The sequence below is a fragment of the Pseudolysinimonas sp. genome (assembly GCF_057350545.1).
The window spans coordinates 22,766-45,489 of the sequence record NZ_JBMRCP010000003.1; the positions used below are offsets into that span (position 1 = coordinate 22,766).

General features: G+C 71.0%; 29 protein-coding genes. 8 read left to right on the plus strand and 21 right to left on the minus strand.

Going from position 1 to position 22,724, the window contains the following annotated elements; genetic code table 11:
- Positions 1–21: 21 nt before the first annotated feature.
- On the plus strand, positions 22–1,248 hold the full coding sequence (locus tag ACO1X9_RS00345) for an isochorismate synthase (protein ID WP_486348839.1): 1,227 nt from the start codon (positions 22–24) through the stop codon (positions 1,246–1,248).
- A gap of 131 nt (positions 1,249–1,379) precedes the next feature.
- On the opposite strand, the gene ACO1X9_RS00350 is transcribed toward ACO1X9_RS00345, so the two are convergent.
- The 3 genes from ACO1X9_RS00350 to ACO1X9_RS00360 are packed head-to-tail and all read right to left on the minus strand — an operon-like array spanning position 1,380 to position 4,233.
- Positions 1,380–2,237, minus strand: a complete 858-nt coding sequence (locus ACO1X9_RS00350; RefSeq protein ID WP_486348840.1) for a PPK2 family polyphosphate kinase — start codon at positions 2,235–2,237, stop codon at positions 1,380–1,382.
- Between the two features lie 18 nt (positions 2,238–2,255).
- Positions 2,256–3,914: a 2-succinyl-5-enolpyruvyl-6-hydroxy-3-cyclohexene-1-carboxylic-acid synthase gene (gene menD / locus ACO1X9_RS00355; RefSeq protein ID WP_486348841.1), complete on the minus strand. Its 1,659-nt coding sequence runs from the start codon at positions 3,912–3,914 to the stop codon at positions 2,256–2,258.
- A complete protein-coding gene (locus ACO1X9_RS00360; protein ID WP_486348842.1) occupies positions 3,892–4,233 on the minus strand; it encodes a PLD nuclease N-terminal domain-containing protein in 342 nt (113 codons plus the stop codon). Before ACO1X9_RS00360 ends, menD begins: the two co-directional genes overlap by 23 nt.
- Positions 4,234–4,316: 83 nt before the next feature.
- On the opposite strand from ACO1X9_RS00360, the gene ACO1X9_RS00365 reads away from it, so the two are divergent.
- Complete coding sequence (locus tag ACO1X9_RS00365) at positions 4,317–4,562, plus strand: DUF4229 domain-containing protein (protein ID WP_486348843.1); 246 nt, start codon at positions 4,317–4,319, stop codon at positions 4,560–4,562.
- A gap of 6 nt (positions 4,563–4,568) precedes the next feature.
- On the opposite strand, the gene ACO1X9_RS00370 is transcribed toward ACO1X9_RS00365, so the two are convergent.
- From ACO1X9_RS00370 to ACO1X9_RS00390, 5 genes are all read right to left on the minus strand, one after another.
- Positions 4,569–5,597, minus strand: coding sequence for a 1,4-dihydroxy-2-naphthoate polyprenyltransferase (locus ACO1X9_RS00370; protein ID WP_486348844.1), 1,029 nt, complete (start codon positions 5,595–5,597; stop codon positions 4,569–4,571).
- A gap of 86 nt (positions 5,598–5,683) precedes the next feature.
- Positions 5,684–6,781: an AMP-binding protein gene (locus ACO1X9_RS00375; RefSeq protein WP_486348845.1), complete on the minus strand. Its 1,098-nt coding sequence runs from the start codon at positions 6,779–6,781 to the stop codon at positions 5,684–5,686.
- A gap of 21 nt (positions 6,782–6,802) precedes the next feature.
- Positions 6,803–7,732: a 1,4-dihydroxy-2-naphthoyl-CoA synthase gene (locus ACO1X9_RS00380; RefSeq protein WP_486348846.1), complete on the minus strand. Its 930-nt coding sequence runs from the start codon at positions 7,730–7,732 to the stop codon at positions 6,803–6,805.
- Positions 7,732–8,052 carry a hypothetical protein gene (locus tag ACO1X9_RS00385; protein ID WP_486348847.1) on the minus strand — a complete coding sequence of 107 codons (321 nt, stop codon included), beginning with the start codon at positions 8,050–8,052 and terminating at the stop codon, positions 7,732–7,734. The genes ACO1X9_RS00380 and ACO1X9_RS00385 overlap by 1 nt, the downstream gene beginning before the upstream one ends.
- A gap of 77 nt (positions 8,053–8,129) precedes the next feature.
- Positions 8,130–8,597, minus strand: coding sequence for a hypothetical protein (locus ACO1X9_RS00390; protein WP_486348848.1), 468 nt, complete (start codon positions 8,595–8,597; stop codon positions 8,130–8,132).
- 51 nt (positions 8,598–8,648) lie between these two features.
- Here ACO1X9_RS00390 and ACO1X9_RS00395 point away from each other — a divergent pair, with 51 nt between their 5' ends.
- Positions 8,649–9,632 carry an o-succinylbenzoate synthase gene (locus tag ACO1X9_RS00395; protein ID WP_486348849.1) on the plus strand — a complete coding sequence of 328 codons (984 nt, stop codon included), beginning with the start codon at positions 8,649–8,651 and terminating at the stop codon, positions 9,630–9,632.
- Positions 9,633–9,813: 181 nt separating this feature from the next.
- Here the strand turns inward: ACO1X9_RS00395 and ccsB are convergent, their stop codons facing one another.
- From ccsB to ACO1X9_RS00420, 5 genes are read right to left on the minus strand one after another with little or no spacing between them, the layout of a single operon-like run.
- Entirely contained in the window at positions 9,814–10,776 is a 963-nt protein-coding gene (gene ccsB, locus ACO1X9_RS00400; RefSeq protein WP_486348850.1) for a c-type cytochrome biogenesis protein CcsB, read from the minus strand.
- A 9-nt stretch (positions 10,777–10,785) separates the two neighbouring features.
- The gene (resB, locus tag ACO1X9_RS00405) at positions 10,786–12,393 is read right to left on the minus strand and encodes a cytochrome c biogenesis protein ResB (RefSeq protein WP_486348851.1); all 1,608 of its coding nucleotides are present in this window, start codon (positions 12,391–12,393) and stop codon (positions 10,786–10,788) included.
- Positions 12,371–13,093 carry a cytochrome c biogenesis CcdA family protein gene (locus ACO1X9_RS00410; protein WP_486348852.1) on the minus strand — a complete coding sequence of 241 codons (723 nt, stop codon included), beginning with the start codon at positions 13,091–13,093 and terminating at the stop codon, positions 12,371–12,373. The genes resB and ACO1X9_RS00410 overlap by 23 nt, the downstream gene beginning before the upstream one ends.
- Positions 13,094–13,102: 9 nt before the next feature.
- On the minus strand, positions 13,103–13,672 hold the full coding sequence (locus ACO1X9_RS00415) for a TlpA family protein disulfide reductase (protein WP_486348853.1): 570 nt from the start codon (positions 13,670–13,672) through the stop codon (positions 13,103–13,105).
- Positions 13,672–14,304: a histidine phosphatase family protein gene (locus ACO1X9_RS00420; protein WP_486348854.1), complete on the minus strand. Its 633-nt coding sequence runs from the start codon at positions 14,302–14,304 to the stop codon at positions 13,672–13,674. The genes ACO1X9_RS00415 and ACO1X9_RS00420 overlap by 1 nt, the downstream gene beginning before the upstream one ends.
- An 82-nt stretch (positions 14,305–14,386) precedes the next feature.
- Here ACO1X9_RS00420 and aspS point away from each other — a divergent pair, with 82 nt between their 5' ends.
- The gene (gene aspS / locus ACO1X9_RS00425) at positions 14,387–15,706 is read left to right on the plus strand and encodes an aspartate--tRNA(Asn) ligase (RefSeq protein WP_486348855.1); all 1,320 of its coding nucleotides are present in this window, start codon (positions 14,387–14,389) and stop codon (positions 15,704–15,706) included.
- Between the two features lie 12 nt (positions 15,707–15,718).
- Here aspS and ACO1X9_RS00430 read toward each other — a convergent pair whose 3' ends face one another.
- Entirely contained in the window at positions 15,719–16,717 is a 999-nt protein-coding gene (locus ACO1X9_RS00430) for a cation efflux transmembrane domain-containing protein (protein ID WP_486348856.1), read from the minus strand.
- Positions 16,714–17,196, minus strand: coding sequence for a transporter substrate-binding domain-containing protein (locus ACO1X9_RS00435; protein WP_486348857.1), 483 nt, complete (start codon positions 17,194–17,196; stop codon positions 16,714–16,716). Before ACO1X9_RS00435 ends, ACO1X9_RS00430 begins: the two co-directional genes overlap by 4 nt.
- A 78-nt stretch (positions 17,197–17,274) precedes the next feature.
- On the opposite strand from ACO1X9_RS00435, the gene ACO1X9_RS00440 reads away from it, so the two are divergent.
- Complete coding sequence (locus tag ACO1X9_RS00440) at positions 17,275–17,880, plus strand: RDD family protein (RefSeq protein WP_486348858.1); 606 nt, start codon at positions 17,275–17,277, stop codon at positions 17,878–17,880.
- Between the two features lie 13 nt (positions 17,881–17,893).
- Here ACO1X9_RS00440 and ACO1X9_RS00445 read toward each other — a convergent pair whose 3' ends face one another.
- From ACO1X9_RS00445 to ACO1X9_RS00455, 3 genes are read right to left on the minus strand one after another with little or no spacing between them, the layout of a single operon-like run.
- The gene (locus tag ACO1X9_RS00445; protein WP_486348859.1) at positions 17,894–18,073 is read right to left on the minus strand and encodes a YegP family protein; all 180 of its coding nucleotides are present in this window, start codon (positions 18,071–18,073) and stop codon (positions 17,894–17,896) included.
- A 60-nt stretch (positions 18,074–18,133) separates the two neighbouring features.
- Positions 18,134–18,433: a Dabb family protein gene (locus ACO1X9_RS00450; protein WP_486348860.1), complete on the minus strand. Its 300-nt coding sequence runs from the start codon at positions 18,431–18,433 to the stop codon at positions 18,134–18,136.
- Positions 18,430–18,672 (minus strand): glutaredoxin family protein, encoded by a 243-nt coding sequence (locus ACO1X9_RS00455; protein ID WP_486348861.1) that lies wholly within the window; start codon positions 18,670–18,672, stop codon positions 18,430–18,432. The genes ACO1X9_RS00450 and ACO1X9_RS00455 overlap by 4 nt, the downstream gene beginning before the upstream one ends.
- 33 nt (positions 18,673–18,705) lie before the next feature.
- Here ACO1X9_RS00455 and ACO1X9_RS00460 point away from each other — a divergent pair, with 33 nt between their 5' ends.
- Positions 18,706–19,539 carry an HAD family hydrolase gene (locus ACO1X9_RS00460; RefSeq protein ID WP_486348862.1) on the plus strand — a complete coding sequence of 278 codons (834 nt, stop codon included), beginning with the start codon at positions 18,706–18,708 and terminating at the stop codon, positions 19,537–19,539.
- A gap of 92 nt (positions 19,540–19,631) precedes the next feature.
- Here ACO1X9_RS00460 and ACO1X9_RS00465 read toward each other — a convergent pair whose 3' ends face one another.
- The 3 genes from ACO1X9_RS00465 to ACO1X9_RS00475 all read right to left on the minus strand — a co-directional run bounded on the left by ACO1X9_RS00465 (position 19,632) and on the right by ACO1X9_RS00475 (position 20,520).
- Positions 19,632–19,730, minus strand: coding sequence for a 30S ribosomal protein bS22 (locus tag ACO1X9_RS00465; protein WP_003792170.1), 99 nt, complete (start codon positions 19,728–19,730; stop codon positions 19,632–19,634).
- A 71-nt stretch (positions 19,731–19,801) separates the two neighbouring features.
- A complete protein-coding gene (locus ACO1X9_RS00470) occupies positions 19,802–20,005 on the minus strand; it encodes a helix-turn-helix domain-containing protein (protein WP_486348863.1) in 204 nt (67 codons plus the stop codon).
- Between the two features lie 56 nt (positions 20,006–20,061).
- Positions 20,062–20,520 carry an ArsR/SmtB family transcription factor gene (locus ACO1X9_RS00475; protein WP_486348864.1) on the minus strand — a complete coding sequence of 153 codons (459 nt, stop codon included), beginning with the start codon at positions 20,518–20,520 and terminating at the stop codon, positions 20,062–20,064.
- Positions 20,521–20,588: 68 nt separating this feature from the next.
- Between ACO1X9_RS00475 and ACO1X9_RS00480 the strand changes: the two genes are divergently transcribed.
- Together ACO1X9_RS00480 and ACO1X9_RS00485 are read left to right on the plus strand one after the other, a co-directional pair.
- Entirely contained in the window at positions 20,589–22,016 is a 1,428-nt protein-coding gene (locus ACO1X9_RS00480) for a TrkH family potassium uptake protein (RefSeq protein WP_486348865.1), read from the plus strand.
- Entirely contained in the window at positions 22,009–22,680 is a 672-nt protein-coding gene (locus tag ACO1X9_RS00485; RefSeq protein ID WP_486348866.1) for a potassium channel family protein, read from the plus strand. Before ACO1X9_RS00480 ends, ACO1X9_RS00485 begins: the two co-directional genes overlap by 8 nt.
- The last annotated feature ends 44 nt before the right edge of the window (positions 22,681–22,724 follow it).

The window sequence follows — 22,724 nt, forward strand, 5'->3', positions numbered from 1 at the left end:
CGAGGAGCCTAGGCTGGAGGTGTGACGGACCTCACCGTCGAAACGCGCCGGATCGACCCGGTCCCTTCGCTCATCCCGTACGCCGACCCCGGTCGACCGCTGCTGTTCCTCCGCCGGTCCGACGGCATCGTCGGTCTCGGCGAGGCGCTGAGGCTCGAGTTCCGCGGACCGACGCGCATCCAGGATGCCGCCGCCGCCTGGCGCGACGTCGCCGCCTCCGCCGCGGTCGACGACGACGTGAAGGTACGAGGCTCGGGACTCGTCGCCTTCGGCGCCTTCGCGTTCGACGACGCCTCCTCCCGCGCGAGCGTGCTCATCGTGCCGCGCGTCGTCGTCGGCCGTCGCGACGGCGTCGGCTGGATCACGCGCGTCAACGGCGCCGACGATCCGGTCACCGCCTCGCCACTCGGCGCGGAGTACCGCCTCTCGCTGCACCCCGGCGCGCTCGGCGCCGACGGGTATCGGGATGCCGTCCGCACCGCCGTCGCGCGCATCCTGGCGGGCACCGGAGGGGCCGAGCGCCTGCAGAAGGTCGTGCTCGCGCGCGACCTCACCGCGCACGTGCCCGAAGGCGCCGACCTCCGGCGCGTGCTGCTCGAGCTCGCGCTCGGCTACCCCGACACCTGGACCTTCGCCGTCGACGGCCACCTCGGCTCGAGCCCCGAGACGCTCGTGCGGGTGACGGAGGGCGAGGTGACGTCGCGCGTGCTCGCCGGCAGCCACGCCCGCGGCTCGGATGCCGAAGCGGATGCCGCGGCCGCCACCGAACTCGCGACCTCACCGAAAGACCTCGACGAGCACCGTTTCGCCGTCGAGAGCGTGTTGCGTGCCCTCCGCCCGCACGGCCCCGGCATCACGGCCGACGAGATGCCGTTCACCCTCAAGCTGCCCAACCTCTGGCACCTCGGCAGCGATGTGCACGGACGGCTCTCCGACGGCTCGGGCGCCCTCGACCTCGTCGCGGCCCTGCATCCCACCGCCGCCGTCGCGGGCACCCCGACGCGCACGGCGCTCGAGGTCATCCGCGAGCTGGAGCCCTTCGACCGCGGCCGTTACGCGGGCCCGGTCGGCTGGGTCGACGCCTCGGGCGACGGCAAGTGGGCGATCTCGCTGCGCTCCGCCGAACTCGCCGCCGACGGCACCCTGACCGCCTTCGCGGGAGCGGGCATCGTCGCCGAGTCCGACCCCGACCGCGAGTTCGCGGAGACGAAACTCAAGTTCCGCCCCATCGTCGAAGCCTTCGGCTGAACCCAAACCCTCGCGGGTTGAGGAGCGCCCGCCGCAGGCGGACGCGTCTCGAAACCCCTCATCTGGGTTGCTTGTCCGGGGTTTCGAGACGCGTCGCGCTGCGCGCGGCGCTCCTCAACCCGCGGGGCGGCCTAGGTCGCGGCGAGCCGCTTCTTCTCCACCTCGACGTCGAACGTCGCCGGCGGCCACTCGAGCCGCAGGCCGCGCAGAGCGTCGAGCAGCAGCTGCTGCACCGCGAGCCGGGCGTACCACTTGCGGTCGGCAGGCACGACGTACCAAGGCGCGGCGTCGGTCGAGGTGCGCGTGATCGCGAGCTCGTACGCCTCTTGATAGGCCTCCCAGTACTGACGCTCGTCGACATCCCCCGGGTTGTACTTCCAGTGCTTGTCGGCGCGCTCGAGCCGCTCGGCGAGGCGGGCCTTCTGCTCGTCCTTCGAGATGTGCAGCATCACCTTGATCACCGTGGTGCCGCCGGCGACGAGCGACTCCTCGAACTCGACGATCTCGGGATACCGCGACTCCACCTCGTCGAGCGTCGACAGCCCGCGCACACGGTGGATGAGCACGCTCTCGTACTGCGACCGGTCGAAGACGCCGATCATCCCGGGGGCCGGAACGCGACGGCGGATGCGCGCGAGAAAGTGCTCCGCCTCCTCTTCGGGCGTCGGGCGCTTGAAGGCGGCGATCGCGACGCCCTGCGGGTCGACCGAGCCGACGACGTGTTTCACGATGCCGCCCTTGCCCGCGGTATCCATCGCCTGCAGCACGAGCAGCACGCGGCGGGTGTCGCCTCCGCTGCGCGACGCGGCGAAGAGCTGCTCCTGCAGATCGGCGAGCTCCTCGGCCCCGGCCGCGAGAGCCTCCTCGCCCGCAGCCTTGTCGCCGTCGAAGCCGGGCGTGCCGGAGGTGTCGACGCCGGCGAGGTCGATGCCGGGTCGGGCGCGCAGCAGGCTCGCGATCTCGGAAGCGGGGGTCTCGGGCACGCTCATGCGCCGACCCTACGACCGTCAGCGTGCGAGCGGAACCTCGATCATCACGCGGGCACCGGATGCCGAGAGCGCGTCCTCGAGCTCGCCGCGCGTCGCGGCGCGACGGTACTCCCAGCCGTAGGCAGCGGCGAGAGCCGCGAGGTCGATCGCGTGCGGCGTGTACAGCACGCGATCGAAGAGCTCCGGTTCGGCGGTCCCCGCGACCTCGAGCGCGTCGAAGATCGTGCCGCCGCCGTCGTTGCCGACGATCACCTGCATCGGAGCGACCGGCTCGCCGAGTGCGGGCGCGAGCGAGCCCGCGTCGTGCAGCAGGGCGAGGTCGCCGAGCAGCACGCGCGTGACGCCCGGCCGCTCCGGGGAGCCCGCGGCGGCGGCGAGCGCGATCCCGGTCGCCGTGGCGATCGTGCCGTCGATGCCGGCGAGGCCCCGGTTGGCGAGCACGGGGATGCGCTTGCCCATCGCGACGCGGTCGAGGTCGCGCACGAGCCGGGATGCCCCCAGCACGAGCCGGTCGTGCGGCCAGGTGATCGCCCACACGGCTTCCGCGAGCATCCGACGCGTGACGGGTTCGCGCAGGCGCTCGAGCTGCACGCGCGCGAACTCGGCGCGCTCAAGCCGGTCGTCGCCGACGGAGACCGCGGAGGCTTCCTCGACGGCGAGCAGCTGCCGCGACGCGTGCACCCACGGTCCGACCCAGGCCCGCGACTCGGGATGCGGTGGCCCCGTCACCACCACCCCGGGAACGTGGCGCGCCCGGCGACCGGGGTCGTAGGCATCCCGTTCGGGTCCGCGGATCGTGACGACCTCGACGTCGGGGCGCTCGAGCAGTGCCGGTACCTCCCGACTGAGGGTGGGATGCCCGAACACGACCGCGCGCTCGATGCGGTCGCCGAAACCCGGCTCGCGCAGCAGCTCGCGGTAGGCGGGCACGAGGTTCGGGCCGAAGCGCGCGCCGCTCGCGACCTCGGCGAGCAGCGGGGCACCGAGCTCGCGCGCCACCTCCTCGGCGCGCTCGCCCGCCCCGGTGCCGGCGACGACCACCGTGAGCGCACCGGGGTGAAGCACCGCGGGGTCGCTCGCGACCGGGTCCGCCGACCACACCCCGGGGCTCACCTCGGGGACGGGCACGACCGACGACAGCGGTTCGCGCAGCGCGAGGTTCACGTGCACGGGCCCGGTGATCCCGGCGAGCACGGCGGTCGCGAGGTCGACGGCGCCGTCCGCCGACGAGGGGGCGGGGACATCCCAGTCGCGACGCACCGCGCTGCCGAAGATGCCGCGCTGCACGGTCGCCTGGTTGGCTCCGATGCCGAGCAGCTCCGCCGGCCGGTCGGCGGTGACGACGACGAGTGGCACGCCCGAGTGCGACGCCTCGAGCACGGCGGGCAGCAGGTTGGCGACGGCCGTGCCCGACGTCGTCACGATCGGCACGGGGATGCGGGATGCGAGGGCGAGGCCGAGCGCGAGGAAGGCCGCCGAGCGTTCGTCGATGCGCACGTGGAGCCGCAGGAGCCCCTTCCGCTCGAACTCGGCGGCAGCGAGGGCGAGGGCCTGCGACCGGGAGCCGGGGCAGAGCACGAGGTCGCGCACCCCGCGACGGACGAGCTCACCCAGGAAGGCGACGGAGAACTCGCTCGCGGGCGAGGGCTCCGCGTCAGTCTTTCGGCTTGCCGTCATCGTCGAGGTCGCGGAGCTCCCGCTCGAGCTGCTCGATCCGGTCCTCCATCGCCTGCTCGCGGCCGAGGCGGTTGAGGAACGCGGGGTCGTCGTCGGGGGCGATGGGGCCGCGACGGGCCGGGCTTCCCGCGTCGCGGAGGCGAACGCGACCGACCGCGAGCCAGAGCACGCCGCCGACGACCGGCAGCAGGACGGCGAGCGCGATCCAGGCGGGCTTGGGCAGACCGCGCACGCGGCTGCGATCCATGAGCACGATGTCCACGACCGTGAAGATCATGAATGCGAGCACGAGGAGCAGCACCGGGATCAGCCTCGTCATGCCCTGATTCTAGGCAGTCCGGCACCCCGTTCCCTGGGGTTGCGCTCGACGGTCGCCTCAGGCTCGCGGCCTAGACTGTGCGGGTGCGTGCCTGGGTGATCTACTCCGTCGTGCGCGTGCTCGTCTTCGCCGTGCCGCTCGGCATCCTCATGGCGATCGGATTCGAATGGTGGATCGCCGCGCTCATCGCCGCCGCCGTCGGCTTCTGCGTGTCGTACATCTTCCTGCGTCCGCTGCGCGATCAGGTCGCCGCGCAACTCGCGGAGTCGCGCGGCGCCGCCGCCGAGGCGAAGACGCGCACCGACGAGGATGCCGAAGACGCCCGCTGAACGTCTCTAGGCGATCGCGCCCGGCAGGGCGATGGCGACCGCGAGGCCGAGGCCGTAGAGGAGCGTCGTCAGGAGCGTGAGCTTCATGACCAGCACCCACTCGCGCGCGGTCCTGCCCGTCACCGCGATGAGCAGCGCGGGAAGCGCCGCGACGCCCGCGAAGTACACGAACGGCGCGTAACCCGTGCCCGTGCTCGGCTCGTAGAACAGCGCGAAGAACGCGAGGATGCCGAACGGCACGAGCAGCAGCACGACGTACAGCGCGCGCGAGCCGCGGTCGCCGAGCAGCACCGCGAGGGTGCGCTTGCCGTGCACCTTGTCGCGCTCCCGATCGCGCGCGTTGTTGGCGACGAGCACCGCACAGGCGAGCGCGCCCGCCGCGACACCGGCGAGCCAGGCCTCGATGTTGACGTCGAGCACCTGCACGTACATCGTGCCCGCGACAGGGACGATGCCGAAGAAGACGAACACCGCGACCTCGCCGAGCCCGAGGTAGCCGTACGGACGGCGGCCGCCCGTGTAGAACCACCCGGCGGCGAGGCACAGCGCCCCGGCCGCGAGCAGCCACCACTGCTCGGTGCGCCAGACCAGCACGGCCCCCGCCACGGCGGCGAGGCCGAAGAAGACGAGGGCGACGACGAGCACGGTGCGCGGCTTCGCGCGGCCCGAGCCGACGAGGCGCTCGGGTCCGACGCGGTCGCGGTCGACGCCGCGCACCCCGTCGGAGTAGTCGTTGGCGTAGTTGACGCCGATCTGAAGGAACACCGCGACGCCGAGCGCGAGCAGCGCACGCACCCAGTGGTCGTACCAGTTCTCCATCACCTGGGCGGCGGCCGCGGTGCCCAGGGCGACGGGCACGATCGCGAGCACGAGCGTCTGCGGGCGCGCTCCCGCGATCCAGGTGCCGAGCGTCGCCGGCTTGACCGCCTGGAGCTTGCCGGCGGTCTTGACCTTCGCCTTCGGCGGGATCGGCCGGTTCTCCTGCATCTTCGCGGCCATCTTGGCGCGGGGGATCGGTCGCTGCTGCTTCGCCACGGCTCGACCCTATTGCCTCCGACCGCGAGGGGTCGCCTTTGTGGCCTTCGTCACCCCGCCAGAGGCCCCAACGTGACCCCTCGGCATCACCTCGCGGCGGCTTCGGCCTGGGCGGTCAGGCTCACCCGATCCGGTTTGCCGTTGGGCAGGTACGGGATGCCGCTCACGCGGCGAAAGCGGGGACGGGCGGCCGGTCCGAGGGCCGCTTCGATCGCGGCGGTGGCGGGTGCGGTGTCGTGGTCGTCGGTGATGAAGGCGACGGGTGCCTCGCCCCAACGCTCATCGGCTCCCCTCACGACGACGGCCCCGGGGAACCCGTGGTCGTGCAGCAGCCTCTCGACGGCGCCGAGGGAGACCTTGATGCCGCCGGAGATCACGACATCGTCGCGGCGGCCGCTGATCGAGAGGCGTTCGCCATCCCACGCGCCCGCGTCGGCGGTGCGGAACCACGTCATCCCCTCCTCGTGGAGGAAACGTTCGGCGGTGAGTGCCTCGTCGCCGAGGTAGCCCTCGGCGAGCGTCGGCCCGCCCAGCTGCACCTCGCCGTCGACGACGCGCACGTGCGTCTGTCCGATCGGCACACCGTCGTAGACGCACCCGCCGCTCGTCTCGCTCGACCCGTAGGTTCTCGTCACGGCGACCCCGGCATCCCGAGCCCGCTGCAGCACGGGAGCGGCGAGCGCCTGGCCGCCCACGAGCACGCGGTCGAAGCGGGCGAGTGCCGCGGTCGCCGCCGGGTCGTCGAGCAGCCTCGCGAGCTGCGCCGGTACGAGCGACGTGAAGCGTTCGGGGAGTTCGAGGCGCGCCGCGGCGTCGACGAACGCGGCGGCCGTGAAGTGGTCGCCCTCGACGACGACCGGCTCGGTCTCGGCGGCGAGGGAGCGCACGAGCACGTTGATCCCCGCGATGTAGTGGGTCGGCAGGGCGAGCAGCCACTGGCCGGGACCGCCGAGCGCCGACTCGCTCGCCGCGGCGCTCGCAAGCAGGGCATCGGCGGAGAGCGCGACCCGTTTGGGTGCGCCGGTCGAGCCGCTCGTCTCGACGACGACGGCGACTCGCTGCGGCACCTCGGCGGGGAGCTCCGCGGTGGGTGCTCCGACGAGGATCGCGTCGCCCCCGCCGAGTGCCCCCCGGAGCGCCGGCAGCACGCCCTGCCCCGGGCTCACCGTGCGGAGGCGGCGCATCGGCTCAGGTTCCGCTCATCGTCAGAACGGCCAGGAGTAGGGCGACCAGTCTGGCGGGCGCTTCTCGAGGAACGCGTCGCGGCCCTCCTGCGCCTCATCGGTGCCGTAGGCGAGGCGGGTGGCCTCCCCGGCGAGCACCTGCAGCCCGACCATCCCGTCGTCGGTCGCGTTCATCGAGAACTTGAGCATGCGGATCGCCGTCGGGCTCTTGCCGAGGATCGTGTGCGCCCACTCGAGCGCCGTGCTCTCGAGTTCCTCGTGCGGCACGACGGCGTTGACGGCGCCGCGCTCGTAGGCGCGCTCCGCGGAGTACTCCTGGGCGAGGAAGAACACCTCGCGCGCGAACTTCTGCCCGACCTGCTTCGCGAAGTACGCGCTGCCGTAGCCGCCGTCGAACGAGCCGACGTCGGCATCCGTCTGCTTGAACCGGCCGTGCTCGCGACTCGCGATCGTGAGGTCGCAGACGATGTGCAGCGAGTGGCCGCCACCCGCCGCCCAGCCGGGTACGACGGCGATGACGACCTTGGGCATGAACCGGATGAGCCGCTGCACCTCGAGGATGTGCAGCCGTCCGCCCCCGCTCGGTGGTCGAGTAGTCGGCGCAGCCGACGTGTCGAGACCCCCCTCGTCGTACTCGTACCCGCCCTTCCCCCGGATGCGCTGGTCGCCGCCCGAGCAGAACGCCCACCCGCCGTCCTTCGGCGACGGCCCGTTGCCGGTGAGCAGCACCACGCCGATGCGCGGGTTGCTCGCGGCATCCGTCAGGGTGCGCAGCAGCTCGTCGACGGTGTGCGGGCGGAACGCGTTGCGCACCTCGGGGCGGTCGAACGCGATGCGTGCGACGCCGCCGGTGGTGTCGTGGTGGTACGTGAGGTCGGTGAGGTCGTCGAAGGCGGGCACGTCGACCCAGGCCGCGGGGTCGAAGAGCTCCGACACTCCGGCGGTGGGCATCAGACGCTCCCGACCGCGTCGAGGCCGTGCAGCAGCACGAGCGGGTTGCCGAGGACGCCGACGGCGAGTCCGGCGATCCCGGCACCGCGGTCCCAGTTGCCGATGATCGCGACGACGCCGCCGAGTACCGCGAGGACGCTCGCCCCGATCGCGGTCCAGGCCGCCCCGATGGCGAACTCGAACGCTCCGGTCTGCGTCGCCGCGACGCCGGCGGCGACGGCGAGGGGGGTCAGGATGCCGCAGGCGAGCGCCGCCCGTCCGGGCCAGCGCGGGCGCACCCGGGGGGCGACCTCGAGGGTCGGGTCGACGGCATCGGTCACGGGTCGAGCCTAGTTCGCCGTCTCAGTTGCAGACTGCTCCGGGAAGACGGAGCAATGTGCAACTAAGGCGACAGAACCTACCCGAACACCGACGCGAGCCAGGCCCAGAAGAGGGTGCTGCCGGCGAGGGCGAAGACCAGGCCGAAGAAGCCGAGGCCCCGACCGACGCCCGCGATGAGGGCGATCAGGGCGAAGAAGATCGCCACCACCGAGAACGGGGAGGCGAGCGCGACGAGCACCGCGGCGCCGAAGAAGCCGCCGGCGAAGAACAGGATGGCGGCGAGCATCCCGATCCAGAAGGCGGCGCGACCCGCCCACTTCGGCGGCTTCCGCCCGGGTGCGACGCGGGAGTCGCTGCGCCAGAACTCCATGAGCGTCGGGGCTTTCAGCTGCCGCATCGGCTGCACGGGCGTGGAGTTGACGAGGAATCCCGTCGCCGGCGCGTGACCGGGTTGCGAGTAGCCGGGCGTCTGGCCGGGCTGCGGGATGCGGAGCCGCGAGTAGCCCGGAGTCGGCTGCTGGCCGCCGGGAGGCTGAAGGCTCATGCCGCATCCTCTCTGCTCGCGTGCGGTCAGCCTACCGAGCACACTGGGGTGATGGGAGCCTCACCGGATGCTCGCGAGCTGCGCTCGGTCGCGCACGTCGTCGCGCTGCCGCTCGCCACGCGGTTCCGCGGCATCGAGGTGCGCGAGGCGCTCCTGCTGCGCGGTCCGTCGGGCTGGAGCGAATTCTCGCCGTTCACCGAGTACTCCGACGAGGAGTCGGCGACCTGGCTCGCGGCGGCGCTCGACTACGGCTGGGGCGCCGAGCCGGAGCTCGTGCGCGAGGTCATCCCGGTCAACGCGACGCTCCCGGCGGTGCCGCCGGAGTACGTCGACGAGGTGCTCGACCGCTTCGGCGCGACCCGCACGGTGAAGGTCAAGGTCGCCGAACGCGGCCAGACCCTCGCCGACGATGTCGCCCGCGTGCGGGCGGTGCGCGAGCGGCTCGGCCCCGCGGGACGCATCCGGGTGGATGCCAACGGCGGCTGGAACGTCGACGAGGCCGAGCGCGCGGCGCACGAGTTGAGCCCGTTCGACCTCGAGTACCTCGAGCAGCCCTGCGCGACCGTGCCCGAGCTCGCGGAACTGCGCGCCCGGCTGCACGACTGGGACCTGCCGATCGCCGCCGACGAGAGCGTGCGCAAGGCCGCCGATCCCCTGCTCGTCGCGCGCGAGGGCGCCGCCGACCTGCTCGTCGTGAAGGCCGCACCCCTCGGCGGGATCGCCGCAGCGCTGCGCATCGTCGCGGCGTCGGGCCTCCCCGCCGTCGTCTCGAGCGCCCTCGACACCTCCGTCGGTCTCGCGATGGGCGCCCGCCTCGCCGCCGCCCTGCCCGACCTCGACTTCGACTGCGGCCTCGGAACCGCCGCGCTGCTCGCCGCCGACGTCGCCGCGCATCCGCTGCTGCCGCGGGAGGGCCGCATCCCGGTCGACCGCGTCGACGCCGACCCCGACCTGCTCGACCGCTGGGCCGCCCCGCCCGAGCGCCGCAACTGGTGGCTCGCCCGTCTGGAGCGCTGCCGGGAGCTGCTCCCCTAGACGAACGAGTTTTGTCGAGTTAGTTGCACATTGCCGCGTACTCCCGGGACGTTCTGCGACTGCGACCGCGTCGACCGCTCGGCTCGTTCGTCGAACTTCGGCCGTGATTCGCACCCTCAGTTGCAGACTGCTGCGGGAGTACGCGGCAATGTGCAACTAACTCGACAAAAGTGTCGCCCGTCTACAGCCCCGAGTAGGCGTGCAGACCGGTGAAGAACAGGTTGACGACGGTGAAGTTGAAGAGCACCGCCGCGAAGCCGACGAGGGCGAGGATGGCGGAGCGCGACCCGCGCCAGCCGCGCGTCGCGCGGGCGTGGATGTAGCCGGCGAAGACGACCCAGATCACGAAGGTCCAGACCTCCTTCGTGTCCCAGCCCCAGTAGCGACCCCACGCGCGTTCGGCCCAGATGGCGCCGAAGATGAGCGTGAACGTCCACAGCACGAAGCCGATGACGTTGACCCGGTAGGCGAGGGTCTCGAGCACGGTCGAGCCGGGCAGCGTCGTGAGGAACCGTGCCCGCTTCAGCCCGCCGGCCTCCCGCCGCGACTGCATCAGCTGCGTGATCGACAGCCCCGCGCCGAGCGCGAAGAACCCGGTCGCGAGGATGGCGACGAGCACGTGCACGACGAGCCACGCCGAGTCGAGGGCCGGCGGTAGCGGCACGACGTCGACGTAGAGGTTGCGCGTGGCGAGCACGAGCAGCAGCACGGCGAGGCCGGTGACGAACGTGCCGAGGAAGCGCAGGTCTTTCCAGAGGTTCGCGAACACGAAGACGCCGACGATGATGCCCGTGCCGGTGAGCGCGAACTCGAACATGTTGGCCCACGGCACGCGCTCGGCGGCGACCCCGCGCAGGATGATCGCGGCGACGTGCACGACCCAGGCGACGATGGTGAGCGCGAAGCCGACCCGAGCGTTGCGGCTGGGTCGCGGGGTCTCGACGGTCGGCGGGGCCGGAGGCGCGTCGACGAGCACCGCGGTCGACCCGTTCAGTTGAGTCGCGGATGCCGTGGTCGCCTTCGCGGGAGCCACCGACGAGCGCTTCGCGAGGTCGAGCATGAAGACGACGAACGCGCCGAGGTAGACCGCGGCGGCCGAGTACACGCCGACGAGCGACCAGGCGGCGAGGGTCTCGGGAGTCATGAGGGCATCCTAATCTCGGCGCCCGGCGAGGGCTTCCGCATGGTCGCGCGCGAGGTCGGCGACCGCGGCCTCGAGCGTCGGGTCCTCGCCGCGGGCGAGACCGGCGTACTCCAGCCGGGTGCCGCCGTCGCCCGCGGTCGCCTTGATCCACATCCGCCGTCGCGGGATGAAGAGGCTCGTGAGCAACCCGCCGACGGCGGCGAGCGCGAAGCCGAGCACCCACACCTGCGCGGGGTCGTGATGGATGTCGAGGCCGACGTAGTTCGTCACCGCCTCGAGCTCGATCGTGCCCATCCCGTCGGGGAGGTCGACGGTGTCGCCGACCTGGAGCACGAGCGGCTCGGCGCGGCCCGCGAGCTCCTCCATCTCGGAGGTGTCGAGCGTGTAGACGTTGCCGCCGCTGCCGTCGACGAGGCCGAGGTCGCCGCGGTAGACGGTGAGGGTCAGCAGGGCGTCGTCGCTCAGCACCGGCGCGAACGAGGTGAGCAGCCCGCCCCCGGCGTCGACCGCCCCGCCGGGGTAGAAGAACCCCTGCAGACCGAGCTCGTCGGAGAGGCCGTCGGGCACCTTGATGACTCCCGTGCTCGACAAGTTGGCGTCGATCGCGAGGAACGGCACGGCCTGCCGGAAGACCTCGGTGCCGTCGGGGTCGCGCACGGTCACGACCGGGGCGTACCCGTTCGCGAGGAGGTAGACCGACGTGCCACCGACGTCGAGCGGCGAGTTCACCTTGAGCGTCTGCTCGACCCAGTCGCCGCCGCGCTCACGCACGCTGATCGTCGCGTCGTAGTCGAGGGGATGCCAGGTGCGCGCCTGCGCGTCGAGCTCGTAGGTGCCCGTGAAGTCGTCGAGCCGCAGTGCGTAGGGGTCGAGCGGGGGGTTGTCGGCGTCGACCCACGCGCCCGGGTAGAACGAGTCGTAGTCGGCGAGGATGTTGACGAACGGCTCGCCCTGGATGAGCAGCCGCTGCCCGTTGTAGCCGAAGCCGCCGCCCACCGCGACGGCCGCGAGAACGCCGACGAGCGCCGTGTGGAAGATGAGGTTGCCCGTCTCGCGGAGGTACCCGCGCTCCGCCGAGATCGAGTCTCCGTAGCGCTCGACGCGGTAGCCCTGCCCCTTGAGCACCTTCCGCGCGCTCTCGACGGCCGTCTCCGCACCCGCCGCCGTCGTGCCCTCGGTGTACCCGACGAGCCGCGCCAGGCGGGCGGGCGTCTTCGGCGGGCGCGATCGCATCGCGTCGAGGTGGTGCTTGGTGCGCGGCAGGATGCAGCCGATGAGCGAGACGAACAGCAGCAGGTAGATCGCCGAGAACCACGGCGACGAGAAGGTGGAGAACACCCCGAGGGAGTCGAGGATCGCGAAGCCCTCAGGGTCGCGCGCGCGGAACTGCAGCACGCCGTTCGGGTCGGAGGAGCGCTGCGGCACGAGCGAGCCGGGTACCGCGGCGAGCGCGAGCAGGAGTAGCAGCACGAGGGCCGTGCGCATGCTCGTGAGCTGCCGCCAGACGAAGCGTGCGAAACCGACGAACCCGAGCCGGGGCAGCTCGGGGCCGCCGTCGGGGTCGGGCGCGTCGGCGGGGTCGGCGGAGATGGCGTCAGAGGGCCGGAACGAAGCCATTGATCACCGCCTGGAAGTTCGACATCAGGAGGTTCCAGACCCCGGTGACGAGCAGCAGGCCGACGAGGATGAGCAGCACGCCGCCGAGGATGTTGACGAGGCGGATGCGCTTCCGGATCCAGGCGATGGCGCCGGTGGCCCAGCCGAAGCCGAGAGCGACGAGCAGGAACGGGATGCCGAGCCCGAGCGAGTAGACGATCGCGAGCAGCACGGCGCGTGCGGGATCGAAACCGGAGACGAGGAACACCGTCGCCATCGTCGGGCCGATGCACGGCGTCCAGCCGATCGCGAACACGATGCCGAGCAGCGGCGCCCCGAGCAGCCCCGTGCGCGGCTGCCACGCGGGTTTGATCGTGCGCTGCAGGAAGGTCACCTGTCCGATGAAGACGAGGCCGAGCAGGATGACGACCACCCCGCCGATGCGCTGCAGCAGCTCGCCGTACTCGAGGAAGAAGCGCGCGGTCGTGGCGCCGAGGAAGTTGACGACGACGAACACGACCGTGAAGCCGAGGATGAAGAGCAGCGCCCCGAGCACGAAGCGGCTGCGCTTCTTCTCGGCACCGCCCGCGACCCCCGACACGTAGCCGAGGTACCCCGGCACGAGCGGCAGCACGCACGGCGACAGGAACGACAGCAGTCCCGCGGCGAGGGCGATCGGCACGGCGAGCCACAGCCCGCCGTCGGCGACGACGTCACCCACGGCGCGCGCTCACGAGTTCTCGGAGAGCACGTCGTCGAGGATGTCGGCGAGCGTCGTCGGGCTCGGCAGCATCCCCGAGATGCGGGCGGCGACGCGGCCGTCGGCGTCGAGCACGAGTGTCGTCGGCACCGCCGACGGCGGCACGTCGCCCGCGAAGGCGAGCATGACGTCTTTCGTCGACACGTCGAGGATCGAGTCGTACGTGACCCCGAAGTCGCGCTCGAACGTCGACGCGGTCTCGGTCGAGTCGCGCGTATTGACGCCGAGGAACAGCACGCGGTCGGCGTACTCGACGTTCACCGCCTCGAGGTCGGGCGCCTCCTGCCGACACGGCGGGCAACCGGCGTACCAGAAGTTGAGCACCACGACGCCGTCGAGCGACGAACTCGCGACGGTGTCGCCGTCGACCGTGTCACCGCCCCACTCGGGCACCTCGACGCGATCGGCGGCCGGGATGAGAAGCACCGACCCGTCACCGGAGATGTACCCGCCGGTGTTCTCCCCCGCGATGCCGTCGGTCGACGTGCATCCGGCGAGCAGCAGGAGGCCGGCCGCAGCGACCGAGATGAGACGACGCATCACACGGCCCCCGTGTCGATCGCGTCGGCGAGCAACGCGGCCGCGGGCTCGGCGTACGACACCTCGACGAACCTCTCGCCGCGGCGCTCGAGCGTCGTGATGCTCGACAGCGCGCAGCGGCGCTTCGACGGGTTGTGGGCGAGACGCACGCCGGCCACGGTGCGCGCGACCATGACGATCGGCATCTGGTGGCTCACGAGCACGACCTCGCCGCCGTCGTGCTCCTGCCAGTGCGCCGCGATCGCCGCCATCATGCGCGCCTGCACCGAGAGGAACGGCTCGCCCCACGACGGCTTCTGCGGATTGCGCAGGTGCCGCCACAGGTCGGGGCGCCGTGGGAGGTCGCGGCGCATGTTGATGCCCTCGAACACGTTGGTCGGCTCGATGAGCCGCTCGTCGAGTTCCAGCCCGTGACCGAACCGCGAGACCCACGGCGCGGCGCTCTCCTGCGTGCGCTGCAGGGGGCTCGCGACGACGGCCCGGATGTCATGGCCGGCCAACGAGGCGGCGGCGAGTTCCGCCATCCGGTGGCCGCGCTCGCTCAGGCCGTAGCCCTCGATGCGCCCGTAGAGCACGCCCAGGGGGTTCTCGACCTCGCCGTGGCGCACCAGGTGGACTCTCTCCGCAGGCACGGTTCCGAGCTTACGAGCCCACAGGCTGAGGGAATGCCGCGCTGGGGGAACGCCGGTCGACCCGGAACTAGACTCGTCCCCCGTGACGTCACGCACCCTCATCTCCGACCTCGCCGCCGCCCCGGAAGGTCCTGTCCGCGTCGCGGGCTGGGTCGACACGGTGCGCGATCAGAAGAAGGTGCAGTTCATCGTGCTGCGCGACGAGTCGGGCGCGGCGCAGCTCGTCAACCCCGCCGTACGCGAGGGCGACGAGGGCGACCCGACTATCACCTCCCTCATCTCCGGGCTCTCCGCGGGGTCGTTCATCTCCGTCGAGGGCGAGCTCAAGAAGGATGAGCGGGTCAAGCTCGGCGGGCTCGAGGTCAAGATCGGTTCCCTCGAGGTCGTCGGCGCGGCCCTCGACTCGCCGATCGCCGACGACTCGTCGATCGACAAGCGCCTCGACTGGCGCTTCCTCGACCTGCGCCGACCGGAGCAGAACCTCGTCTTCCGTGTGCAGACCACGTTCCTGCACGCGCTGCGCACCTGGTGGGTGGAACACGGCTTCATCGAGATCCACACCCCCAAGCTCATGGCGTCCGCGTCGGAGGGCCGGGCCGAGCTGTTCGAGGTCGACTACTTCGAAGGCAAGGCGTACCTCGCGCAGAGCCCGCAGTTCTTCAAGCAGATGGCCCAGCCCGCGGGCTTCGGCAAGGTCTTCGAGGTCGCCCCGGCGTTCCGCGCCGACCCGTCGTTCACCTCGCGCCACGCGACCGAGTTCATCTCGGTCGACGCCGAGGTCTCGTGGGTCGACTCGCACGAAGACGTCATGCAGATGCACGAGGAGCTCCTCGTCGCCGGCCTCACCGCGGTCAAAGAGAAGCACGGCGACGAGATCCTCGCCGCATTCGAGGTGGAGGTGACGGTTCCCACGACGCCGTTCCCGCGCATCCCGCTCGCCGAGGCGAAGGAGATCGTCGCGAAGCGCGGGTACACCGTGCCTCGCAACGACGCCGACATGGACCCGGAGGGCGAGCGCCAGATCGCCGCCTACGTGAAGGAGGAGTACGGCCACGAGTTCGTGTTCCTCACCGACTACGCCTCGAGCATCCGGCCGTTCTACCACCGCCGCCATGCGGACGACGCGGGGCTCACCAACTCGTACGACCTCATCTTCAACGGCGTGGAGATCTCGACCGGCGCCCAGCGCGAGCACCGCATCGACGTGCTCGTCGAACAGGCGAAGGAGAAGGGCCTCGACCCCGAGGAGCTCGGCTTCTACCTCGACTTCTTCCGCTACGGCGTCCCGCCGCACGGCGGGTTCGGCATGGGACTGCAGCGCGTGCTCATGCTGCTGCTGCATCAGCCGTCGATCCGCGAGGTCACCTACCTGTTCCGCGGCCCCAACCGCCTCACACCCTGAGGTACGGGGCGGTCAGCTGTTCTTCGCCGACTGCCGGTCGCCGCCCGCTCCGCCCACTTCGTCGGGCAGCTCGGCCACCGGCACGATGACGACGTCGTCGAGCTTCCAGTCCAGGTCGGCGACGCGCGTGCGGGCGTCGATGAGCTGCTCGAGCGACGGGGCCCTGCCGCGTCGGGGGACGACGAAGGCCTCGACGTGGAAGACGTGCCCCTCGTCGCGCGCGCGCACCCCGGCCTGATCCACCCAGCGCAGGCCCCGGAGCAACTCCTCGACGCGACCGATCAGCGGATGCGGGTCAGCGTCGTCGTATCCCATCGCGCGCCGGTCCGCGAGGTCGACGACCGCGGATCGGAGGTTCTTCACGCCGTCCCACACGATGCTGCCGGAGATGAAGAGTGCAGCGGCGGCATCCGCCCACCACAGGCCGAGCCCGATGCCGCCGACCCCCACGATCGACCCGGCAGCCGTCATCCAGTCCGCCTTGTTCATGTCGGCGTCGGCGTAGAGCACTTTGTCGTGCAGCTGTTCGGCCAGCCGCATCTTCTTGCGACCGAGGATGGCCGGGATCGGGATGGTCAGCGCCATCACGGTCATCATCGCCCAGCCCGACCAGAACGTCACGCCGAAGAGGCTCATGACTCCGATCGGAGGATGCTCGCCACTCAGCAGCCCGGAGGCGGCGTCGACCAGGAGGAACCCGCCCATCGACAGCAGCGCGAGCGCCGCCACGAGGTGACCGATGCCGACCGAGCGGTGCAGTCCGTACGGGTAGACGCGGCTCGGCGGCTTGTTGACGATGCGCACCGCGACGAGGAATGCGATCGGCGGAGCGAGCGAGAGCAGGTCCTCCGCCCACGCGGTGCGCATCGCCTGCGAGTTGCCCATGACGAGGAACACCACCGGGATGGCCACGGCAAGGAAGCCGAGCGTCGCCCACTCGAGCCGCTTCGCGCGCCTCAGCGCCTCCTGCTCCTCCGCGGGAAGCTCGGTGCGCCCGAACCGCCGGCTCATCCGCCACCGCCCGACTCGAGCAGGAACTCCTCGAGCGCGACGAGGAACCGGTTCTCGCCCATCCGCACGAGCATGACGTGCTTCTGCGGCGTGCCGTCGGTGCCCGGAGCCTCGAGGTAGGGCACCGTCATCGCCGCGCGGTCGGTCCACGGAGTGGCGTCGGTGAAGCCGCCGATCACGACGTCGAGCTCGCCGCGCTCGAGGGACTCGACGAGCGACTCCTCGTTGCCGACCGTCCACACGATCTCGGCGTCGAGCGTCGCCGCGAAGTCGTCGAGGAGTGCCGGCTCGTCGCCGTTCGGATCGTCACCAGCCGTCACGACGACCCATGGATCGTGGTACGTCGCGCCGACCCGAAGCACGTCGCCGCGCACGCGGTCGAGCGTCCCCTCCGGATCGGAGGGGACGCTGATCCCGCACGCCGCGAGCAGCGTCAGCGCGAGCATCGCGATGACGAGCGGCCTGCTCCCTCTCAGCACGCTTCGAACCTAGATCGCTCGACGCCGTCGCCGAAGGGGTTGCGCTCAGCGCCGGATGCGCCCCGTAGGCTGCCGGGCATGAGCGACGAGAAGCCTCCCGCCGTCCCGCAGCCCGACGGACCGCCGCCGATTCCCGGCGTCGAGATCTTCGACGTCGCCGAGGTGCCCGCGGCGGCGGCGCCGCCCTATCCGCTCCCGTCCGGCCCCGCGCTCGCTCATCCCGTGCTCCGCGCGCTCGCGTTCACGATGGACGGCGTCGGCACGGTCGTCGTCACGGTGCTCGCCGTGTTCGCCGGGCTCGGCTCGGCGTACGACCTGGCGTTCTACCCGATCTTCGCGGTGCCGTTCGTCTCGGCCCTGCTCTCGACGGTGCTCACCGCCACGCTCGGGGTGACGCCGTCGAAGGCCATCGTCGGCATCAAGGTCGTGGATGCCGTCACCGGTCGGCCGATCGGCTGGCGGTCGATCCTGCGGAGCCTCGTGATCGTCGCCCCCATCGGCCTGACGTTCCTGGTCGGCTACCTCACGTTGTTCCTGCCCCCGGCGGCCGGTGACGCGTTCTTCGCCGTCGTGCTCCTCCCGCCGCTGGCCGGCTGGGTCACCCTGCTCGTCGTGCTCGCCGTGCGCCCGCAGTACCGGGGGCTGCAGGATCTCGCCGGACGGTCGATCGTCATCCGACGCTGAGGCGCGGGACGCCTCAGCTGAGGTCTTCGAACTTCGCGCCCGCGGCGTTCTTCATGATCGACTCGACGGCGCTCTTCGCGGACGCCTTCGCCGCGTAGTTCTCGCTCACGGCGAGGGTCTGGCCGTTCGCGGCGACGATTCGGAAGAAGAACGGCTGCGTCGCGCTCTTGCCCTTGACGATCTGAAACTTCATGGGTGCGTCCCTTCGAGGGTCCTGACCTGCGCTCAGGTTACGCCCGCCCCGCGTCAGCGGCTAGGCCGCGAAGTCGACGCAGACCCGAGCGGTGACGACCGAGCGCACCCACGCGGCGACCTCGACGTGCGCGGGATGCACCTGGTACGCGTCCAGTGCGGCCGCGTCACGGTAGTCGGAGTCGAGCACGACGTCCCAGTTGCCGTCGGTCTCTCCGAGGTCGGCCCGGATGTCGAGGCGCTCGGTGCCGTCGATGAGCGGCACGAGGGCGCCGAAGCGTTCCACCATCTCGGCGACGACCGCCGCCTTCTCCTCAGCGGTCTCGGCGGCGAGTTTCCAGAGGACGAGGTGACGGATCATGCGAGGGCCTTTCGGAGTCGGTCGGCGTCGACGCGCCAGATGGTGTGCACCCTGTCATCGAGCAGCACGACGGGGATCTCCTCCGCATAGGCGTCGAGGAGGGCAGGATCGTCGAGGATCGACCGCTCCTCGAACGCGACGGCGGGGAACTCCGTCAGCACCTGCGCGACGATCGCGCGCGCGTCGTCGCAGAGATGGCACCCGGGCTTGCCGAGGAGCAGCACGCGGGTCGGGGACACCTCCTCAGAATAGGAGGCGGCTACCCTGGGGGGATGCCCGAGGAGACGCCCGCCGCCCCGAGCCCGCCCCCCGGCGACGATGCAGTCACCGGAGCCCACGAGCTCCCCGTGCCGAGCGACCGCCCGATCATCGCCTTCTTCGACGTCGACAACACGCTCATGCGCGGCACGAGCCTCTTCCACCTCGGACGCGAGGCCTGGGCACGCAAGATCATCGGTTTCCGCGAGATCGCCCGCTTCGCCTGGCACCAGCGTCGGTTCATCTCGGTCGGCGAGAACCAGGACCACCTCGACAACGCTCGCGACCGCGCCCTCGGCCTCGCGAAGGGCCACAAGGTCTCCGACATCACGTCGCTCGCCGAGCACATCTGGCAGCACCGCATCTCGAAGCGCCTCTACCCCGAGACCGTCGGCCTCGCGCAGGAGCACATCGCGAAGGGCCACGAGGTGTGGCTCGTCTCGGCGACCCCCGTCGAGATCGGCGCCGTCATGGCGAAGCACCTCGGCCTGACCGGTGCCCTCGGCACGGTCGTGGAGTCGGTCGACGGCGTCTACACGGGGCGGCTCGTCGGTCACACGCTCCACGCGGAGCGCAAGGCCGTCGCCGCGCGCGACCTCGCCGCGACCGCGAAGGCCGAGCTCGCCGACTGCTGGGCGTACTCCGACAGCCGCAACGACATCCCGCTGCTCGCGATGGTGGGCAACCCGGTCGCGGTGAATCCGGATGCCGAACTCGCCCGCCACGCGGAGGAGAACGGCTGGCCGATGATGCGGCTCACCCCGCGCAGCATCCGCGGTGCGCAGCGTCGCGTGCGCCGCGAAGCCCGCCGCGTGCGACGCAGCGCCCGCCGCTCCTCCGCCCCTTAACGCAGACGGGGGCCGGATGGGCTTCGCGAGTCAATCGGGGTAGGGGTCCCCGCTCTTGACTCGCGAAGCCCGTCCGGGCCCCGACGCACGACTTACTTCTTGTTGCGACGCTGGTGACGCGTCTTGCGAAGCAGCTTGCGGTGCTTCTTCTTCGCCATGCGCTTGCGGCGCTTCTTGATGACGGAGCCCATCGTTCACCTCGATTCGATTCGTCGAGCCCACCCGGGCCCTCATCGAACCGCGGAAATCACAAGGGGCGAGTCTACCCTGCGCGGTGACCCGACACATCCGGGAGTTCTACGGCGGCTGCGACCGCCGACTCCGGGATGCGGTAGGACCGCCCGAAACGCACCGCCGGCAGCTCGCCCGACTTGACCAGTCGGTAGACGGTCATCGTCGAGACGCGCATCATCTCAGCGACTTCGGCGACGGTCAGGAAACGCATGTCGGAGAGTGCTCCTGGCATGTCGCCCCCTGGTGCGGCTGTGGCTGGTGTGACGCGAGTGCGTTCGACCGCTCAGACTAGTCGTCGCTCCGCCGGCGCGGTAGCTTCTCGCTCACGCGCTTCTGGGCGCCCTGCAGCTTCTCTTGCGCGGCCTCGAGGGCGACGCGGGCGTTGTGGGCGGCTTCCGCAGCGACCCGACCGACCCGGTCGCCGGCGTCTGAGCCGGCCCACGCGGCGAAGATCGTGGGCCCCGCCGCGGCGGCACCCGCACCGCCGGTGGCGTCTTCGAGGAACGGCGCGAGCCAGGCGTCGACGACTCCGAGGGGTGCCCGCCGCAGCGCGTAGATGCGCTTACGGCCGTCTTCCCGCACGGTGACGAGTTCCGCATCCCGCAACTGGGCGAGGTGCTTCGACACGGTCGGCTGCGTCGAGCCGAGCTTCTCGACCAGATCGCCGACGGTCGCCTCACCGTCGAGGAGGCGACGCAGGATGTCGCGCCGCGTGCCGTCGGCGAGCACGTCGAAGATGTCGGCCATGCCCCTCAGGGTAGCCGCGCCGCCACGCGAGTAGCATGTGCACCTGTTCCGCAAGAGCAAGGAGAGGGATGCACGCGCGGCCTGTGCAGCAGGACTCCCTCGGCGCCCGCATCCAGGACCGGCTGCGAGATTTCGCCTCCGGAACCCCGGCCCGGTTCGCGGTGCTCGTGTTCGCCACGCTCATCGCGATCTTCACGGTGCTGTTCTCGCTCCCGGTCGCGACGACGTCGGGTACGCGCGCACCGTTGGTCGAGGCGATCTTCACGGCCGTCTCGGTGATCTGCGTTACCGGACTCTCGACGGTCGACATGGCGACCTACTGGTCACCGGTCGGCCACATCTTCGTCTTCGTCGGCGTCGAGATCGGCGGCATCGGCGTGCTGACCGTCGCGTCGATCCTCGGGCTCATCATCAGCCGCAAGCTCGGACTGCGGCAGAAGCTCATGGCGGCGGGCGACGCCAACCCGCTGCGCATCCGCAAGGGCCCCGTCTCCGAGAGCCAGGCGGTGCGACTCGGCGAGACCGGCAGCCTGCTGCTCACCGTGGCGCTGAGTGTCGTCGTGATCGAGCTCTTCGTGGCGGTGCTGATCTTCCCGCGCATGCTGATCGAAGGCGTGCCCCCGCTCGAGGCCGCGTGGGAGTCCATCTACATCGCCGCGATGGCGTTCACTAACACGGGCTTCCTGCCGACGAGCACGGGCCTCGAGCCATACGGCTCCGACTGGTGGTTCCTCGGGGCCCTCATGATCGGCGTGATCTTCGGCGCGATCGGATTCCCCGTGATCTACGTGCTGAGCAAGAACCTGAAGCGGCCCCACCGGTGGTCGCTCCACGTGAAGCTCACCCTCATCACGTTCGCGCTGCTCACCCTCGGCGGCGCCGTCGCGTACCTCCTGCTCGAGTGGGACAACCCCGACACGATGGCCGGGATGGGGTTCGACCAACGAATACTCCAGTCGCTGTTCATCTCGCAGATGGCGAGGTCGGGCGGCTTCGCGACGCTCGACATGTCGCAGCTCGACGGCTCGAGCCTGCTCATCACCGACATGCTCATGTTCATCGGCGGCGGCTCAGCCTCGACCGCGGGCGGCATCAAGGTGACGACGCTCGCCATCCTGTTCCTCGCCGCGTTCGCCGAGGCGCGGGGCGTCGACGACATGGAGGCGTACAAGCGCCGCGTCCCCCAAGACGTGCTGCGCCTCGCCGTGTCGGTCGTTCTCGGGGGTGCGACCGTCGTCGCGGTGGCGACGATCACCCTCCTGCTGATCACCGACGACGTGCCGCTCGACTACATCCTGTTCGACGTCATCAGCGCCTTCGCGACGTGCGGTCTCACGACCGGCTTCACGGCATCCACGTCGGATGCCGCCCAATACGTGCTCGCGGCGACGATGTTCCTGGGTCGTCTTGGTACCGTGACTCTCGCCGCGGCCCTCGCGGCGAGCACCCGCCGGCAGTTGTTCCGCCGGCCCGAGGAGAGGCCGATCGTTGGTTGAGAAGATCGCGCACGACGCGCCCGTGCTCGTGATCGGGCTGGGCCGTTTCGGCGCCGCCACGGCGGGTCAACTCCAGCGGCTCGACCGCGACGTGCTCGCCGTCGACGAGGACGCGGGACTCGTGCAGAAGTGGGCGGAACGTGTCACGCACGCCGTGCAGGCCGACGCCCGCTCGATCGATGCGCTGACCCAGATCGGCGCCGGCGACTTCTCGATCGCGGTCGTCGCCGTCGGGTCGTCGATCGAGGCGTCGGTGCTCATCACCGCCAACCTCGTCGACCTCAAGATCCCGCAGATCTGGGCCAAGGCGATCAGCCAGTCGCACGGCAAGATCCTCAGTCGCATCGGCGCCAATCACGTGATCTACCCGGAGGCGGAGGCCGGCGAGCGCGTCGCGCACCTCGTCTCGGGGCGGATGATCGACTACATCGAGTTCGACGACGACTTCGCGATCGTGAAGATGTACCCGCCGAAGCCGATCCGGGGGCTCTCCCTCTCCGAGGCCCACGTGCGCCAGAAGTACGGCATCACGGTCGTCGGGGTGAAGAGTCCCGGCAAGGATTTCACCTACGCGACGGCCGACACGGTGGTGTCGAACCACGACCTCATCATCGCGTCCGGCAACACCGCCGACCTCGACAAGTTCTCTGCTCTTCAGAGCTGACGTCGGTGGTCGAGTAGCCGCGCAGCGGCGTGTCGAGACCTCAC

What these genes read in the sequence shown, in the direction of transcription:
- ACO1X9_RS00350 (WP_486348840.1), bottom strand. Translation starts at nt 2,237, where the DNA reads ATGAGCGTGCCCGAGACCCCCGCTTCCGAGATCGCGAGCCTGCTGCGC.
- menD (WP_486348841.1), bottom strand. Translation starts at nt 3,914, where the DNA reads ATGACGGCAAGCCGAAAGACTGACGCGGAGCCCTCGCCCGCGAGCGAG.
- ACO1X9_RS00360 (WP_486348842.1), bottom strand. Translation starts at nt 4,233, where the DNA reads ATGACGAGGCTGATCCCGGTGCTGCTCCTCGTGCTCGCATTCATGATC.
- ACO1X9_RS00375 (WP_486348845.1), bottom strand. Translation starts at nt 6,781, where the DNA reads ATGCGCCGCCTCCGCACGGTGAGCCCGGGGCAGGGCGTGCTGCCGGCG.
- ACO1X9_RS00380 (WP_486348846.1), bottom strand. Translation starts at nt 7,732, where the DNA reads ATGCCCACCGCCGGAGTGTCGGAGCTCTTCGACCCCGCGGCCTGGGTC.
- ACO1X9_RS00390 (WP_486348848.1), bottom strand. Translation starts at nt 8,597, where the DNA reads ATGAGCCTTCAGCCTCCCGGCGGCCAGCAGCCGACTCCGGGCTACTCG.
- ACO1X9_RS00395 (WP_486348849.1), top strand. Translation starts at nt 8,649, where the DNA reads ATGGGAGCCTCACCGGATGCTCGCGAGCTGCGCTCGGTCGCGCACGTC.
- ccsB (WP_486348850.1), bottom strand. Translation starts at nt 10,776, where the DNA reads ATGACTCCCGAGACCCTCGCCGCCTGGTCGCTCGTCGGCGTGTACTCG.
- resB (WP_486348851.1), bottom strand. Translation starts at nt 12,393, where the DNA reads ATGGCTTCGTTCCGGCCCTCTGACGCCATCTCCGCCGACCCCGCCGAC.
- ACO1X9_RS00415 (WP_486348853.1), bottom strand. Translation starts at nt 13,672, where the DNA reads ATGCGTCGTCTCATCTCGGTCGCTGCGGCCGGCCTCCTGCTGCTCGCC.
- ACO1X9_RS00430 (WP_486348856.1), bottom strand. Translation starts at nt 16,717, where the DNA reads ATGAGCCGGCGGTTCGGGCGCACCGAGCTTCCCGCGGAGGAGCAGGAG.
- ACO1X9_RS00440 (WP_486348858.1), top strand. Translation starts at nt 17,275, where the DNA reads ATGAGCGACGAGAAGCCTCCCGCCGTCCCGCAGCCCGACGGACCGCCG.
- ACO1X9_RS00445 (WP_486348859.1), bottom strand. Translation starts at nt 18,073, where the DNA reads ATGAAGTTTCAGATCGTCAAGGGCAAGAGCGCGACGCAGCCGTTCTTC.
- ACO1X9_RS00450 (WP_486348860.1), bottom strand. Translation starts at nt 18,433, where the DNA reads ATGATCCGTCACCTCGTCCTCTGGAAACTCGCCGCCGAGACCGCTGAG.
- ACO1X9_RS00460 (WP_486348862.1), top strand. Translation starts at nt 18,706, where the DNA reads ATGCCCGAGGAGACGCCCGCCGCCCCGAGCCCGCCCCCCGGCGACGAT.
- ACO1X9_RS00465 (WP_003792170.1), bottom strand. Translation starts at nt 19,730, where the DNA reads ATGGGCTCCGTCATCAAGAAGCGCCGCAAGCGCATGGCGAAGAAGAAG.
- ACO1X9_RS00470 (WP_486348863.1), bottom strand. Translation starts at nt 20,005, where the DNA reads ATGCCAGGAGCACTCTCCGACATGCGTTTCCTGACCGTCGCCGAAGTC.
- ACO1X9_RS00475 (WP_486348864.1), bottom strand. Translation starts at nt 20,520, where the DNA reads ATGGCCGACATCTTCGACGTGCTCGCCGACGGCACGCGGCGCGACATC.
- ACO1X9_RS00480 (WP_486348865.1), top strand. Translation starts at nt 20,589, where the DNA reads ATGCACGCGCGGCCTGTGCAGCAGGACTCCCTCGGCGCCCGCATCCAG.